Origin of the sequence: Acidocella aromatica, assembly GCF_014201825.1 — a bacterium.
GTDB lineage: Bacteria > Pseudomonadota > Alphaproteobacteria > Acetobacterales > Acetobacteraceae > Acidocella > Acidocella aromatica.
In genome coordinates this window covers 31,672-47,239 of the sequence record NZ_JACHFJ010000012.1, presented here as the reverse complement: position 1 = coordinate 47,239, position 15,568 = coordinate 31,672, and the positions used below count along the sequence as shown (strand labels likewise).

General features: G+C 66.4%; 14 protein-coding genes. 8 read left to right on the top strand and 6 right to left on the bottom strand.

Going from position 1 to position 15,568, the window contains the following annotated elements:
* The first annotated feature begins 56 nt into the window (after positions 1 to 56).
* A complete protein-coding gene (locus HNP71_RS11700; protein ID WP_183267111.1) occupies positions 57 to 1,091 on the top strand; it encodes a hypothetical protein in 1,035 nt (344 codons plus the stop codon).
* Positions 1,092 to 1,161: 70 nt separating this feature from the next.
* Here HNP71_RS11700 and HNP71_RS11695 read toward each other — a convergent pair whose 3' ends face one another.
* The 4 genes from HNP71_RS11695 to HNP71_RS11680 form a co-directional block, all read right to left on the bottom strand.
* On the bottom strand, positions 1,162 to 2,121 hold the full coding sequence (locus tag HNP71_RS11695; protein WP_183267110.1) for a CobW family GTP-binding protein: 960 nt from the start codon (positions 2,119 to 2,121) through the stop codon (positions 1,162 to 1,164).
* Between the two features lie 17 nt (positions 2,122 to 2,138).
* On the bottom strand, positions 2,139 to 3,200 hold the full coding sequence (locus HNP71_RS11690; protein WP_183267109.1) for a glycosyltransferase family 4 protein: 1,062 nt from the start codon (positions 3,198 to 3,200) through the stop codon (positions 2,139 to 2,141).
* On the bottom strand, positions 3,193 to 4,458 hold the full coding sequence (locus HNP71_RS11685; RefSeq protein ID WP_183267108.1) for an O-antigen ligase family protein: 1,266 nt from the start codon (positions 4,456 to 4,458) through the stop codon (positions 3,193 to 3,195). Before HNP71_RS11685 ends, HNP71_RS11690 begins: the two co-directional genes overlap by 8 nt.
* A gap of 108 nt (positions 4,459 to 4,566) precedes the next feature.
* Complete coding sequence (locus HNP71_RS11680) at positions 4,567 to 6,366, bottom strand: PHA/PHB synthase family protein (protein ID WP_183267107.1); 1,800 nt, start codon at positions 6,364 to 6,366, stop codon at positions 4,567 to 4,569.
* A gap of 224 nt (positions 6,367 to 6,590) precedes the next feature.
* On the opposite strand from HNP71_RS11680, the gene HNP71_RS11675 reads away from it, so the two are divergent.
* From HNP71_RS11675 to glpX, 4 genes are read left to right on the top strand one after another with little or no spacing between them, the layout of a single operon-like run.
* Positions 6,591 to 7,097 carry an OmpA family protein gene (locus HNP71_RS11675; RefSeq protein ID WP_183267106.1) on the top strand — a complete coding sequence of 169 codons (507 nt, stop codon included), beginning with the start codon at positions 6,591 to 6,593 and terminating at the stop codon, positions 7,095 to 7,097.
* Between the two features lie 32 nt (positions 7,098 to 7,129).
* Positions 7,130 to 8,344 carry an LL-diaminopimelate aminotransferase gene (locus HNP71_RS11670; RefSeq protein ID WP_183267105.1) on the top strand — a complete coding sequence of 405 codons (1,215 nt, stop codon included), beginning with the start codon at positions 7,130 to 7,132 and terminating at the stop codon, positions 8,342 to 8,344.
* The gene (locus HNP71_RS11665; protein WP_221246839.1) at positions 8,344 to 9,633 is read left to right on the top strand and encodes a homoserine dehydrogenase; all 1,290 of its coding nucleotides are present in this window, start codon (positions 8,344 to 8,346) and stop codon (positions 9,631 to 9,633) included. Before HNP71_RS11670 ends, HNP71_RS11665 begins: the two co-directional genes overlap by 1 nt.
* Positions 9,634 to 9,644: 11 nt before the next feature.
* Positions 9,645 to 10,631 (top strand): class II fructose-bisphosphatase, encoded by a 987-nt coding sequence (gene glpX, locus HNP71_RS11660; RefSeq protein ID WP_183267104.1) that lies wholly within the window; start codon positions 9,645 to 9,647, stop codon positions 10,629 to 10,631.
* A 36-nt stretch (positions 10,632 to 10,667) separates the two neighbouring features.
* Here the strand turns inward: glpX and mscL are convergent, their stop codons facing one another.
* Positions 10,668 to 11,123: a large conductance mechanosensitive channel protein MscL gene (mscL, locus tag HNP71_RS11655; RefSeq protein ID WP_183267103.1), complete on the bottom strand. Its 456-nt coding sequence runs from the start codon at positions 11,121 to 11,123 to the stop codon at positions 10,668 to 10,670.
* 138 nt (positions 11,124 to 11,261) lie between these two features.
* Here mscL and HNP71_RS11650 point away from each other — a divergent pair, with 138 nt between their 5' ends.
* A complete protein-coding gene (locus HNP71_RS11650; RefSeq protein WP_183267102.1) occupies positions 11,262 to 12,215 on the top strand; it encodes an acetyl-CoA carboxylase carboxyltransferase subunit alpha in 954 nt (317 codons plus the stop codon).
* Here the strand turns inward: HNP71_RS11650 and HNP71_RS11645 are convergent.
* Entirely contained in the window at positions 12,212 to 12,598 is a 387-nt protein-coding gene (locus HNP71_RS11645) for a hypothetical protein (RefSeq protein WP_183267101.1), read from the bottom strand. The genes HNP71_RS11650 and HNP71_RS11645 overlap by 4 nt on opposite strands.
* An 87-nt stretch (positions 12,599 to 12,685) precedes the next feature.
* Between HNP71_RS11645 and HNP71_RS11640 the strand changes: the two genes are divergently transcribed.
* Complete coding sequence (locus tag HNP71_RS11640) at positions 12,686 to 13,558, top strand: glycine--tRNA ligase subunit alpha (protein WP_183267100.1); 873 nt, start codon at positions 12,686 to 12,688, stop codon at positions 13,556 to 13,558.
* Position 13,559: 1 nt separating this feature from the next.
* On the top strand, positions 13,560 to 15,563 hold the full coding sequence (glyS, locus tag HNP71_RS11635; protein ID WP_183267099.1) for a glycine--tRNA ligase subunit beta: 2,004 nt from the start codon (positions 13,560 to 13,562) through the stop codon (positions 15,561 to 15,563).
* The last annotated feature ends 5 nt before the right edge of the window (positions 15,564 to 15,568 follow it).

Below are 15,568 nucleotides of genomic sequence, written 5' to 3'. Positions count from 1 at the left end.
GCTTTTTTGTTGGGCCGCGCCATAAAGCCACCGCAAAGACTGGGGAAATAGTTGGTATGTATAGTGAATCGGATCTCGACGCGGCTGTGGCCGCGGGCAAGTTGAATGCGGAGGAGGCGGCGAAGTTCCGCGCCTTCATCGCGGCGCAGAAGACCGCTCCGGCGGTGGACGAGGAATATGTCCGCCTGCTGACCGGGTTTAATGATATTTTCGTCAGTATCGCGCTGGTGCTGGTGCTGGTGGCGCTGGGCTTTTTGGCGGCACCCACGGGGGCGTCCGGCCTGTGCGTGGCGGCGGCGAGCTGGGGGCTAGCGGAGTATTTCACCCGCAAGCGGCGCATGGCGCTGCCGAGTATTTTGCTCCTGGTGTTCTACACGGTTGGCGTCAGCTCCAGCCTGATCTGGATGATCGGCCTGAATTTCGGCACCGGGCTCGCGCTGGCGGCGGGGAATTTCGTGCCGGGGGCGGTCTCGGGCACGCTGCTGCTCTGTCCGGCGCTGATCGGGGCGGCGGCCTACCTGCATTGGCGGCGCTTTCATGTGCCCATTACGCCTGCTGCCGGGGCGGGGGGCATCATCTTCTTCGGCATGGCCATGCTGATGGGGCTGGTGCCGAGCCTGCGGCCGTTCTGGTCCTGGCTGTTGCTGGGCTCCGGGCTGGGCGTGTTCGCCCTGGGGCTGCGCTGGGATATCTCGGACCTCGCCCGCACCACGCGGCGCACCGATGTCGCCTTCTGGCTGCATCTGCTGGCAGCACCGCTGATCGTGCATCCGCTGTTCCACATGCTCGGGCTGCTGAATGGCGGCGCTGGCGGCGGCGGCGCGATCGTGGCGATTGGCGTGTATCTGGCGCTGGGCGTGGTGGCGCTGCTGGTGGACAGGCGCGCGCTGCTGGTCTCGGCGCTGGGCTATGTGATCTACGCGCTGTCCTTCGTGCTGAAGCACTCGGGCGTTATCGGCTCGGATCTGTCCTACACCGCGCTGGTGGCGGGCATGGCGCTGCTGATGCTCTCGGCCTTTTGGCATAAGGCGCGTGAGGGCTTGCTGGCACTGACGCCGCTTGGTGTCCGCCAAGCGCTGCCGCCAGTCTAGGCGGAAACGAATAGAAGTTTTTGCGGGTGTGGGGGCTTTTTCCAAAAAGCCCCCACATTGCTTTTGGCCCTTAAGCCGCGCAGCTCTCAAACCCGCGCCGCAGTTGCGGGCGGTTGAGGTCGCGCCCGATGAACACGATGCGGCTGACGCGCTTCTCGCCGTCCTTCCAAGGGGCGAGGAAATCGCCATCGGCGATCATGTGCACGGCCTGGAAGCCGAAGCGCTTGTCCTCGCCTTTGTAAGCCAGGATGCCCTTGGTGCGCAGGATGTTCTGGCCCTGGGTTTGCAGGATATGCCCGATCCAGGCGTTGAACTTCTCGGCGGCCAGTTCTTTGTCCGTGGAGAGGCTGATGCTGGTCAGGTGCTCGTTATGGGTGTGGGAGTCTTCCTCCAGGAAGTCCGGCACGTTCTCCAGCACGCGCTTGAGGTCGAAGGCGTTCAGGCCCAGCAGCTGGTCGGCGGGGATGTCGCCGCGCGTGGCCTTGTGGATGACGGCGTAGGGGTTGATCGACTTGATCTTCGCCTCCACCGCCGCGACCTCCTCGGGCGTGGCGAGGTCGAGCTTGTTCAGCACGATCACATCCGCGAAGGCGACCTGATCGGCGGCTTCGGGGGAGTCTTCCAGCCGGGTGAGGAAGTGCTTGGCGTCCACCAAGGTCACGATGGCGTCCAGACGCGTCTTGGCCTTCACGTCCTCGTCCACGAAGAAAGTCTGCGCCACCGGGGCCGGGTTGGCGAGGCCGGTGGTCTCCACGATGATGCCATCCAGCTTGCCGGCGCGCTTCATCAACCCGCTGATGATGCGGATGAGGTCGCCGCGCACCGTGCAGCAGATGCAACCATTGTTCATCTCGAACACTTCCTCGTCGGAATCCACCACGAGGTCGTTATCCACCCCCAGCTCGCCGAACTCGTTGATCACCACGGCGTATTTCTTGCCGTGGGTGCCGGTGAGCAGGTGGTTGAGCAGGGTGGTCTTGCCGGCGCCAAGATAGCCGGTGAGGACGGTGACGGGAATCAGATCGGGCATTGAGTTATCCATTGGAACTATTTGGAGACAGGATTTAGCGATCCCGCCTCGCCCCGCAAGGCCTGGAGCTGGGCGGCGAGCAATGGCGTGTCGAAACCGCTCGCTCTCGCCCGCCCGGCTTCGCTCAGCGCCGCGCGGGCGGCGTCATCGCGTGCCAGATGCAGGATCGCGTTGGTCAGGGCCGCGGGATCGTTGGGTGGGACATAGAGCGCCGCCTCGCCCGAGACCTCGCACAGGCCGCCCTGGCCGGTGCTGATCAGCGCGGCGCCACTGGCCAGCGCCTCTAATGCCGTGAGGCCAAAGGGTTCCGCCCACCGGCTCGGCACCACCACGATGGCGGCGCGCGCCATGGTCTCCAGCACCTCGTGGTGTGAGCGGACGCCCCGGAACTCCACCCCTGCCACCGCCGCTGCCGCGCGCATGGCGGCAACGAAGCAGGTTTCCGGGCTGTCGGGGCCGAAGCGGTCGCCGCCGATCATCCGGGCCGACCAGCCTGGGAGCTGGGGCAAGGCGGCCGCGCACGCGGCGATGAAGACATCCGGCGCCTTGGTCTCGACGACCCGCCCCACGAACAGGATCAGTTGCTCCTTGGGGCAGGGGGGCGGCAGTTCGGACAGGGTGAGCGGGTTGTGCAGGAATTCCGGTGTCTGGCGCAGCCCGGTGGCGTAGCGGTCCCGCAAATGGGCCGAAACGCAGACCACGCGATGCATGCGCTCCAGGGCAAGGGCGCGGGCGGCGGCGGATTTCAGGCCGCGCATGGTCAACGGGTCGTTGTGCAGGAACAGCTGCACCCGCGCCTGGGGGAACAGATAGGTGAGGGCCAGCGCCAGCCGGGGGCGCTGGTGGACGTCGATGACCTGCGGGCGCAGCGTTGCCAAGGCCCGGATGATGGCCCACGCCTCGCGCGCCTCGATGAATGGTATGCCCGGAAAGCGGTTGCTCCCGCCCTGGCCAAGCACCACGCTGCCCGGCACTGCCAGGGCGAAGCGCCGTGCCACCATGGCGATGGCGCCTGCCGCTTCCGGCGAGAAGGTCTCGCCCCGTGGCAGGACGATGGCGGTGCGGAGCGGTTCAGCCATGCCGCGTCCTGCCCGGCGCCAGCGCCAGACCGAAGCCGAGCAGCAGGAACAGCCAGCCCAGCATGTAGAGGGTGGGAAAAGCGTCGGTGGAGCCGATGGGCCAGAGATAGGTGAGCACGGCGATGAACAGCCCGAGGCGCAGCGGCTCCGGCTGATGCCACAGACCCGTGCCCAAAGCGCGCAGCCAGCTCAGGGCCATGGCCACGAAGAGCAGCAGGCCGGGGAAGCCGGAATCGGTGAGGGCCTGCATGTAGTAGTTATGCGGGTGCAGGTTGCACGCCCCCAGCCCAAGCTGGGTGGGCGCAATGCCGAGGGAGGGGAAGCCGCCATCGAAGCGCGGCAGGGAGCAGGCCGTCCGGAAACCGTTATAGCCCCAGCCATGCCAGGGCGATTGCAGGGTCATCGCGGCCGCGCGGGTGTAGAGTTCGCCGTAGGGGCTGAGCAGGAAGTGGTCGAGATTCTTCGCCGTCTCCTGCACCAGCTTGGCGTAGGTGGGCGGCGAGATGACCGGCGTGAGCGCCACCGCCAGCGCCGCCACGGCGAAGGTGGCTATGGCGATGCCGCGCAACTGCCGCACGAACAGTGCCGCCACGGCAAGGCCGAAGCCGGTGAGCGCCACCCCCATGCGCTGGCCGATGAGCACCGAAGTGAGCACGCCCAAAACCGCCAGGGCCAAGCCGCCCAGCCGCGCGGCGCGGCCGGGGCGGGTGAGCAGGGCCAACACCGGCGGCAGCAAGGCGGGGTAGAGCAGATGCATGTAGAGCGCCCCGGCGCGGGGCTTCCAGAACGGGCCGGTGAGCGCGCCGTCGGCCCAGCGCGGGTCGCCGAAGATATTCCGCCCGGTGAGATATTGCTGCCAGCTCTCCAGCCCGATCCACGCCGCGCAGAGCGCCAGCGCCCACCAGGCGGCGCGCTGGGCGCCTTGTGTGGTCAGCACCCAGTTTTGCAGCGCGGCGGTGAACAGCAGCAGGCGGATGATGACGAAAGCCTGCACAAACCCATTGCCCCAGCCCGCCACGCCGAACCCGGCGAGCGGCAGCGGCGTGGAGCACAGCAGCAGCCAGCCCCACCAGAGCAGGGCCAGTACCACCCAGCCTTGGCGCATCCAGGCGAAGTCCCGCCGCCGGGCGCATTCGGCGAGGAAGAGCACATCGACCGCGCCGATGCCGATTTCCGCCAGCACGAAGGCATGCAGCAGCCCCAGCGGCACCAGCAGTGCCGCCGCCAGCGCGATCTGGCGCGGGCGCTCAGCCCGCATGCTGGGCCGGGGTGAGGGTATGAAAGCCGTGCATGACGAAACTCCGAGCGTACAAACTCAACCAGAAAGCGAGGAGGATTAAGCCTGAACGCCCGATGGCGCCAAGAGTTAGATTCTTACCTTTACATAAGATCCAGGCGCGTCTTCGATCATCTTGATCCCCCGCGCCTTGCCGGGGATGCGGGCGGGAACCTGCGTGGCGTCGAAGCCCGTGGCCCAGCGCTGCCAGTCCAGCCACCAGGAGCCCGCCACCTCGGTCGCGCCCTCGAACCATTGCTCGGGGGTTTCCGGCATCTCGGTGTTGATGAAATGGTTGTACTTACCGCCAGGCGGGTTGATCACCCCGGCGATATGCCCTGAAGCCGCGAGCACGAAGCGCACCGGCCCGCCGAAATTCTTCGCGCCCTTATAGGTGCTGGTCCAGGGGGCGATATGGTCCTCGCGGCAGGAGAGGAAGTAGCAGGGGATTTTCACCTGGCGCAGGTCGATGGGCACGCCCTTCATCGTGATCCCGCCTGGCTGGGCCAGCAGGTTCTTCTGGTACATGTTGCGCAGGTAGAAGCTGTGCATGGCGGGCGGCATGCGCGTGGCGTCCGAGTTCCAGTACAGCAGGTCGAACGGGAAGGGCTCCTGGCCCAGCAGGTAGTTGTTGACGACGAAGCTCCAGATGAGGTCGTTGGCGCGGAGCATGTTGAAGGTGGTGGCCATGTCCGTGCCTTCGAGGAAGCCGCGCCGGTGCATCCTCTCCTCCAGCGCGCTCAGCTGTTCCTCATCGATGAACACGCCCAGCTCCCCGGAATCGGTGAAATCCGTGAGCGTGACGAAGAAGGTGGCGGATTTGATGCGGTCATCGCCTTTGGCCGCCATGTAGCCCAACGTGGAGGCCAGCAGCGTGCCGCCCAGGCAGTAGCCGATGGCATTCACCTCGCGCTGGCCGGTCGCCTTCTCGATGGCCTCCAGCGCGGCGAACACGCCCTCGACCATGTAGTCGTCGAAATTCTTCGAGGCGAGGTTCTCATCCGGGTTGACCCAGCTCACCATGAACACCGTGTGCCCCTGGGAGACGAGGTAGCGCACCCAGGAGTTCTTGGGCCGCAGATCTAGGATGTAGAATTTGTTGATCCAGGGCGGCAGGATCAGCACCGGGCGGGCGTACACGTTTTCGGTCGCCGGGCTGTACTGGATGAGCTGCATCAACTCGTTCTGGTAGATCACCTTGCCCTCGGAGACGGCGATGTTTTCGCCGACCTTGAAGGCGTCCGTATCGGTCATCTTGATGCGCAGATTGCCGCGCCCATGCTCCAGGTCCGCCAGCAGATTGCTCAGGCCCTTCACCAGATTCTCGCCGCCGGTCTCGCGGGTTTTGCGCAGCACCTCGGGGTTGGTGAGGGCGAAATTGCTGGGGCTGAGGGCGTTGATGAACTGGCGGGCGTAGAAATCCACCTTCTGCGCGGTCTTGGGCTCCAGCCCGTCCACGTGGGTCACCACGTCGTTGATGTAGCGCGCGGAGAGGAGATAGGACTGCTTGATGAAGTCGAACACCTCATTCTGCTTCCAGGCCGGGTCGGCGAAGCGCTTGTCCTTGGGGTCATGGGCGATGACCGGCGCCGGTTCCTCGCCGGACCAGATGCGCCGGGCGGTGTTCTGCCAAAGAGTGAGGTAGTCCCGCCACAGGCCGAACTGCGCCTCGACCAGATGCCCCGGGTTGGAGAGCAGTTTGGCGGTCATCTCGATGAAGGCGTTGCCCACGTTCAGCGGGTCCATGTCCACGCCCTCGCTCGCCTGGCGCTTCAGCCAATCGGTGACGATGCGCTGGCTGCGCGCCGCGATATCGGCCATCGAGCGGCCGATCAGCTCGGCATCGGGCAGCTTGATATCGGGTTCCTTGGGCGACTCGGCTTGCGACATACTGGACGATCCTTTCCGTGGCGGCAGTTCTCAGGCAAACAGGCTCTGGCCGGAGAAGCCGGCAGATTCTGGAGGCGGGTTTGATGTTACGGCGGCGTTGCGGAGCGGCATTCTCGGTGGTCTTGGCGTTTTCTCTTTGTGGCTGTTCTGCGCCGGTTGGCCTGTATCACAGTTTCGAAGGTGGCGCGATTGCGCAGAACCGGCAAGCCCCTCCCGGAGCAAACTTGCCGTATCCCAACCTGGCCGATGTGCCAGCCGCCACCCAAGCCACCCCGGCAGGGGCGCAGGAGGCCATCGCGGCCCAGGCGCATACGGGCGTTTCCGCGCCCTCGCCCGGCGCGCTGGCGGGGCTGACCCTGCCCGCTGCCGCGCCGCCCGTGCCCAGCGTGCCGGGGCTGAGCCTCACCGCCCCGCCGCCTGCCGCCGCGGCGCCCGCGCCGGTTGCTCCCGCCCCCGCGCCCAAGCCGCCCGGCCCGCCGCAGGACGTGGCCTTCCGGCCAAGCTCGGCCTTGCTGCCGCCGGAGCAGGCCAAGCTGCTCAAGACATTCGCCGCCAAGCGCGCCGGAGCGCAGGTCCGCGTGGTTGGGTTCGGCGAGGGCAACCTGCCCCTGGCCCTCTCCCGCGCCCGGCGCATCGCCGACGCGCTGACCGCCGACGGCGTGCCGTCCGCCGATATCCGCGTCGCCGCCCAGGCGTCAGGTTCTGGCGGCTTCGCGCAATTGGTATATTAAGCCTGCATCGTCCACCCGAGTCCGAGTTGAAAATGTCCGAAGAATTTCATCGCATCCGCCGCCTGCCCCCTTACGTCTTCGCCGAGGTGAATGCCGCCAAGGCCAAGGCGCGCGCCGCGGCTGAGGATATTATCGACCTCGGCATGGGCAACCCGGACAGCCCCACCCCGCCGCACATCGTGGCCAAGCTGGTGGAAACCGTGCAGGACCCGCGCAGCCACCGCTATTCCACCAGCCGTGGCATCCCCGGCCTGCGCCGCGCCCAGGCGGCGTATTACGAGCGCCGGTTCGGCGTGAAGCTGGACCCGGAGACCGAGGTGATCGCGACCCTCGGCTCCAAGGAAGGCCTCGCCAACCTCGCCGCCGCCATCACCTCGCCGGGCGACACCATTCTGGTGCCAAACCCGTCCTACCCGATCCACCAGTTCGGCTTCATCATCGCGGGAGCGTCCGTGCGCTCCATCCCGGCGCATCCGGGCGAGGACATGCTGCGCGCCATCGACCAAGCGGTGCGCCACTCCGTGCCCAAGCCGACCGCGCTGATCGTGAACTTCCCCAGCAACCCCACCGCCTACATGGCCGACCTTGATTTCTACAAGGAGCTGGTGGCGCTGGCGAGGAAGAACGAGATCTTCATCATCTCGGACATCGCCTATGCGGAGATCTACTTCGACGGCAATCCGCCGCCTTCCGTGCTGCAGGTGGAAGGGGCGAAGGATATCGCCATCGAGTTCACCTCGATGTCCAAGACCTATTCCATGCCCGGCTGGCGCATGGGTTTTGGCGTGGGCAATCCGCGCCTTGTGAAGGCGCTGGCGCGGATGAAGTCTTATCTGGACTACGGCGCGTTCACGCCGATCCAGGTGGCGGCCACGGCGGCGCTGAATGGCCCGCAGGATTGCGTCGAGGAAATGCGCAATCTCTACCGCGAGCGGCGCGATGTGCTGATCAAGGGCCTGCACGCGGCCGGGTGGGATGTGCCGTCCCCCAACGGCTCGATGTTCGCCTGGGCGCCGATCCCCGAGCGTTACCGACATCTTGGCAGTCTGGAATTCTCCAAGCTGCTGATGGCCAAGGCCAAGGTGGCCGTGGCGCCGGGCGTCGGCTTCGGCGAATATGGCGACGGCCATGTGCGTATCGCCCTGGTTGAGAACACCCACCGGCTGCGTCAGGCGCTGCGGAATATCCGCACCTTCCTGGCGGCCGATAATGCCGCCCCGGCGGAAGACGATCTGGAGAGCAAATAATGAAACCGTTGCGCGTCGGCATTGCCGGGCTGGGCACCGTTGGTGCCGGTGTGGTCAAGCTTCTGGCCCAGCAGGCGGAGCTAATCACCGCCCGCGCCGGCCGGCCGATCACCGTGACCGCCGTTTCCGCCCGCGACCGCAACCGCGACCGTGGGGTCTCGCTGGACGGGCTGATCTGGCACGACGACCCGCTGGCCCTGGCCTGGGACGAGAATGTGGACGTGGTGGTGGAGTTGATCGGCGGGTCGGACGGCCCGGCCAAGGCCCTGGCCGAGAAGGCGCTGGCCGCAGGCCGCCCGCTGGTGACCGCCAACAAGGCACTGCTGGCCCTGCACGGCACGGCGCTGGCCCAGGCGGCGGAAGATGCCTCCCTGCCGCTGGCTTATGAGGCGGCGGTGGCCGGTGGCATCCCCGTGATCAAGGTGCTGCGCGAGGGGCTGGCGGCGAACCGCGTGTCCCGCGTCGCCGGTATCCTCAACGGCACCTGCAATTACATTCTTACCATCATGCGCGAGGAGAAGCGCGACTTCGGCGACGTGCTGGCCGACGCCCAGCGTCTGGGCTACGCCGAGGCCGATCCCTCCTTCGATATCGACGGCGTGGACGCCGCGCATAAGCTCGCCATCCTGGCGGGGCTGGCGTTCGGGCAGAAGATCGACTTTTCCTCGCTCCATGTGGAGGGCATCCGCCGCATCTCCGCGCTGGACATCGTCTTTGCCCAGGAGCTGGGCTATCGCATAAAGCTGCTGGGCATCGCCGAGCGCACCGAGGCGGGGATTTCGCTCCGCGTGCATCCGGCCATGGTGCCGGTGAGCAAGCCCATCGCCACTGTGGACGGCGTGTTCAACGCCGTGCTGCTGGAGGGCGATTTCTCCGGCCCGGTGTTCCTGCAAGGCCGTGGCGCGGGCGAGGGGCCGACGGCCTCCGCCGTGGTGGCTGACCTCATCGACATCGCCCGTGGCAACCAGATCCCGGTCTGGGGCATGGCGCAGAGCAAGCTGGCCGAGGCCCGCGTGGTGCCGATGGCGCATCTCACAAGCGCCTATTTCCTCCGCCTGATGGTGGTGGACCAGCCGGGTGTGCTGGCGGATGTCACCGCCATTCTGCGCGACCACGGCATCTCGCTTGAATCCATGCTCCAGCACGGGCGCAAGCCGGGCGAGGCCGTGCCCATCGTGCTGGTGACCCATGAGACAAGGGAGGACGCGGTGAACGCCGCGCTCGCCCGCATCTCCATGCTGGAATCCGTGCTGGAAGCCCCGGCGCTGATCCGTATCGAACCCAAGTAAGGACGAATCCCATGCCTGAATCCCGCCGCCTCGGCGAAGTTTCCGACCGCAACCTGGCGCTGGAGCTGGTCCGCGTGACCGAGGCCGCCGCCATCGCCGCCGCGCGCTGGATCGGCCGCGGCAAGAAGAACGACGCCGACGGCGCCGCCGTGGAAGCCATGCGCAAGGCCTTCGACACCGTGGCCATCGACGGCACGGTGGTGATTGGCGAGGGCGAGATGGACGAGGCGCCGATGCTCTATATCGGCGAGAAAGTGGGCTGCGGCGGCCCGGCGATGGATATCGCCGTGGACCCGCTGGAGGGCACCTCCATCACCGCCAAGGGCGGGGCGAACTCCATCGCCACCGTGGCGCTGGCCGAGCGCGGCAACTTCCTGCACGCGCCGGATATCTACATGGAGAAGATCGCCGTCGGCGGCGGGCTGCCGGAGGGTGTGGTCTCGCTCGACGCGCCGGTGAAGGAGAACCTCAGGAACCTCGCTCTGGCCAAGGGGCTGGAGGTTGAGGAGCTGATGGTTTGCATGCTGGACCGTGACCGCCATGCCGAGATGATCGCCAAGATCCGCGAAGCCGGGGCGCGTATCATGCTCATCGGCGATGGTGACGTGGCGGGCGTGATTGCCGCCAGCCAGCCCAATACGGGCGTGGACATGTATCTCGGCTCCGGCGGCGCGCCCGAGGGCGTGCTTTCCGCCGCGGCGCTGCGCTGCATCGGTGGGCAGATGCAGGGCAAGCTGCTGTTCGAGGATGACGCGCAGATTGAGCGCGCGCGCACCATGGGCATCACCGACCCGAACCGTATCTACAGCATCGAGGAAATGGCCAAGGGCGACGTGATGTTCGCCGCCACGGGCGTGACCTCCGGCCCGATGCTGAACGGCGTGCGCCGTGTGGGCCATGGGGCGGTGACGCATTCCATCGTGATGCGCTCCAAATCCGGCACGGTGCGCTATATCGAGGCGCACCATAACTTCGCCAAGAAGAACCTGGACGCCTGATAAAAAGACCGGGGCCTTTTGGCCCCGGTTTTCGTTTCAGCCCTTGGCCTTCAGCAGATCGCGGATTTCGGCCAGCAGCGTCTCGCTGGCCGTGGGCGCGGGGGCAGCGGCGGCGGGGGCTTTGTGGAGCTTTTCGAGCAGCCGCACCATCCAGAAGATCGCCGCGGCGATGATCAGGAAGTTGATCACGGCGTTGAGGAATACGCCGTAATTGATGGTCACATCTCCGGCCTTCTGCGCGTCCGCCAGCGTGGCCGCCGCCGTGCCCTTGAGGATGAGGAAGTGGTTGGAGAAATCCACACCGCCGGTAATCAGCCCGATGACCGGGGTGATGATGTCCTTCACCAGCGAGTTGACGATGCCGGTGAAGGCCGCGCCGATGACCACACCGACCGCCAGATCGACGACATTGCCGCGCATGACGAAGGCCTTGAAATCGTCGAGCCAGCCCGGCTTTTTCAGGGTGAGCGGGGATTTCAGCAGGTCGGACATTTGTGTCTCCTCAGGGGTTTAGGGCGATCCTAGAATCCCCTTCCGGCTTCGCCAACAGGTTTGTTCCGGGGAGCTGTGTATCCGGCGTGCCGGGCGCGGCCTTTTCTCGGCGCGGATATGTGCTAAAGGCCAATGCCCATGCGCCAGTACCTCGAATTTGAAAAACCCGTGGCCGAGCTCGAAGCCAAGATCGACGAGCTGCGGCGGATGCCTGCCTCCGGTGAGATCAACATCGCCGAGGAGGTGGCGCGCCTCTCCGCCAAGGCGGACGCCCAACTCAAGGGCATCTACGCCAAGCTAACCCCCTGGCAGAAGACCCAGGTGGCCCGCCATGCCGAGCGGCCCAAGGCGGCGGGCGTCATCGCCGCGCTGATCGAGGATTTCATCCCGCTCGCGGGCGACCGCGCCTTTGCCGACGATGCCGCGATCATCGGCGGCATGGGCCGTTTCCGTGGTACGCCGGTGATGGTGATCGGCACCGAGAAGGGTACCGATACCGAGACCCGCATCAAGCATAATTTCGGCATGGCCAAGCCCGAGGGCTACCGCAAGGCCAAGCGCCTGATGGAGCTGGCCGGGCGCTTCAACCTGCCGATTCTTACCTTTGTGGACACGTCCGGCGCGTTCCCCGGCATTGAGGCCGAGGCCCGTGGCCAGGCCGAGGCCATTGCGCGCGGTATCGAGGCCTGCCTCTCCGCCCCGGTGCCGCTGGTGGCGACCATCATCGGCGAGGGCGGCTCGGGCGGCGCGATTGCTCTGGCCGCTGGCAATGCCGTGCTGATGTACGAGCACGCGATCTATTCGGTGATCTCGCCGGAAGGCTGCGCGTCCATCCTGTGGCGCGACTCGGCCCAGGCCCCGGTGGCCGCCGAGGCCATGCGCATCACCGCCCAGGACCTCAAGAAGCTCGGGCTGATCGACGAGATCGTGCAGGAGCCGCTGGGTGGCGCGCACCGCGACCCGGAAGCCGCCCTGGCGGCATTGGGCGACGAGGTGGAGCGCCAGCTTGCTCCGCTGAAGGACCTCTCCCCCGAGGCGCTTAAGGCGAAGCGGCGCGAGAAGTTCCTGGCGATGGGGAAGGTGGGGCTTTAACCCCGCCAGCCGGGGCGGTTTGAGATGACGCTGCCCCAGGCCATCAGCCCCAGCGCCGCGCCAATGATGCCCTGGGTGGCGTTGTAATTCACCACCGAGGCGATGCCCGCCCCCAGCGCCAGCGCCGCCAGCACGCGGCTACCCAAGAAGAACGCGGCCAGCCCCAAAGCGAGGCCGGACCAGCCCCAGGCATCGTAATACTGGCCGAGGAGCATCCAGTGGCGCGGGGTGCAGAAGGCGGGGGCGTTGGCGGCGGCGCATTGGCCGACCGTGGAGACCGGCACCACCGTGAACCAGCGGAACGCGAACACGCCACCGCCGATCAGCCCGCTCAGGGCGAGGCATAGCCAGTCCGTAGCGCCCCATTTCGTGGTTTTGCTCATGTCTTGGCGTCCTCTGTGGTTGCTCTTCGCCGTTCGGGGCCGTATTGCTGCGCCGCGACAGGCTTTTTATACTTTAATCAAGGGTCCATGACAGTCCATACCGCCCAGGGGCGCCCGAAAAGTTTCCAGGATATCATCCTGACATTGCACAGGTTTTGGGCGGAGCAAGGCTGCGTCATCCTGCAGCCTTATGATGTCGAGATGGGAGCGGGGACCTTCCACCCGGCCACGACCCTGCGCGCCCTGGGGCCGAAGCCCTGGAAGGCGGCCTATGTGCAGCCTTCGCGCCGCCCGTCCGACGGGCGCTATGGCGAGAACCCGAATCGCTTGCAGCATTATTACCAGTATCAGGCGCTGCTGAAGCCGAGCCCGGAGAATATCCAGGAACTGCTGCTGCAATCCTACGACGCCATCGGCCTCGATCGCCGGACGCACGATATCCGTTTTGTCGAGGATGACTGGGAAAGCCCGACTCTGGGCGCCTGGGGCCTGGGCTGGGAAGTCTGGTGCGATGGCATGGAGGTGACGCAGTTCACCTATTTCCAGCAGGTGGGCGGCATTGCCTGCGTGGCGCCGAGCGCCGAGCTGACCTACGGGCTGGAGCGCCTCGCCATGTATGTGCAGGGCGTGGAGAATGTGTACGACCTGGACTTCAACGGCCAAGGCGTGACCTATGGCGACGTGTTCCTCCGCGCCGAGCGGGACTACTCGAAGCATAACTTCGAGCTGGCCAATACCGAGATGCTGGCCCGGCACTTCGAGGATGCGGAGAAGGAATGCGCGGCCCTGGTGGCGGCGGGCGTGGCCCAGCCGGCTTATGACCAGTGCATCAAGGCCAGCCATCTGTTCAATCTGCTGGATGCGCGGGGCGTGATCTCGGTGGCTGAGCGCGCCGCCTACATTGGCCGGGTGCGTAATCTGGCCAAGGCCTGCGCCGAAGCCTGGATCGCGGGTGAGTAAGATGGCCGAATTTTTCATCGAACTGTTTTCCGAGGAGATCCCGGCGCGCATGCAGGCCGGGGCGTCCGGGCATCTGGAGGCGATCTGCACCCAGGCGCTGCAAAAGCTGGGGGTCAAGGTCGAGCAGACCTATTATGGCCCAAGGCGTATTGCGCTGAAGGCCGATGTGGCGGCGGAAGTGCCTGCCAGCACCATCTCCGAGCGCGGCCCGCGCGCGAGCGCGCCGGAGCAGGCGCTGGCCGGGTTCCTGCGCAAGCATGGGGCGGAGAAGGCCGATCTGACCCAGGAAGGCGATTTTTGGGTGCTGAACAAGCAGAATCCGAGCCAGCCCGCGAAGGATTTCATCGCCGCCGTGCTGCCCGAGGCGCTGGCCAAGCTGCCCTGGCCGAAATCCATGCGCTGGGGCACGGCCGGTGAGTTCACCTGGGTGCGCCCGCTGCGCCGCGTCGTCTGCCTGCTGGATGGCGAGGTGATCCCCTTCACCCTCGGTCCCGTGACGGCGGGCAATGAAACCGAGGGGCACCGCGTGCTTGGGCCGGGGGCGGTTGCCGTTTCCTCCGCCGCCGTGTGGGAAGAGACGCTGCGCGAGCGCCGCGTTATCGCGGCACAGGGCGAGCGCAAGGCGAAGATCGCCGCCGGTATGGCCGAGAAGGCTGCTGCCCTGAACCTCACCGTGGCGCCGGACGAGGCGCTGCTGGATGAGGTGACCGGGCTGGTGGAATGGCCGGTGCCGCTGATTGGCAAGATCGACGATGCCTTCATGGGCCTGCCGCACGAGGTGCGCGAGCTCTCCATGAAGATCAACCAGAAATACTTCGCGCTGCGCGATGCCTCGGGTAAGCCCGCGCCGTATTTCGCCTTTGCCGCCAATCTGGAGGCCGAGGATGGCGGGGCGGCGATTGTGGCGGGCAATGAGCGCGTGCTGCGCGCCCGTCTCTCCGATGCGCGGCATTTCTGGGAGCTGGACCTCAAGACCCCGCTGGATCAGCTGCTGCCGAAGCTGGAGAAGATCACCTTTCACGCCAAGATCGGCACCCAGCGCGCCCGCGCGGACCGCATCGCCGCTCTGGCCGGGGATATCGCCGGGCTGCTGGGCGGCACGCCGGAGCAGGTGGGGCAGGCGGCGGAGGCCGGGCTGCTGGCCAAGGCCGATCTCGTCACCGGCATGGTGGGCGAGTTCCCCGAACTTCAGGGCATCATGGGGGGCTACTACGCCGCCCGCACGCGTGGCGCCGCCGTGGGCGGGGCGATCTCGACGCATTATCAGCCCAAGGGGCCGTCCGATGACGTGCCGACGGGTGTGGTCGCCGTCTCCGTGGCGCTGGCCGATAAGCTGGACACGCTGCGCGAGTTCTTCCGCATCGGCGAGAAGCCGACAGGCTCGGGCGACCCCTATGCGCTGCGCCGCTGCGCGCTGGGGGTGATCCGCATCGTGCTGGAAAACGGGCTGCGGCTGGGGCTGAAGGCGCTGATCGGCGGGGATGAGGAGCTGTTTGGCTTCATCGTCGAGCGCCTGCGCGTGAAGCTGCGCGGCGAGGGCAAGCGGTTCGACGTGCTGGACGCCGTGCTGGCGGCGGGTGCGGATGACGACCTCGTGCGGCTGATGAAGCGCGTGGACGCGCTGGGCGAGATGCTGGCCACCGAGGATGGCAAGAGCCTGCACGCCGCGTATAAGCGCGCCGCGAACATCCTCCGCATCGAGGATGCCAAGGACGGGCCGCATGAGGGGCTGAAGGTGGAGGGTGAACTGCCTTTGCCGGAAGAAAACGCCTTCCGCGACCGGTTGGATGCGGTGCAAAGCGAGGCCGCCGGGCTGCTCGCGGCCGAGGATTTCACCGCCGCGATGCAGGCTTTGGCCTCGCTGCGTGGCGTGGTGGACGCGTTCTTTGAAAAAGTTACGGTTAACGCGGAATTGCCTGAATTGCGCCTTAATCGTTTGCGACTGCTCGCCCGCTTCCGCGGCACGGTCAATCAAATAGCTGATTTCTCCAGGGTTGAAGGTTAGGAGTT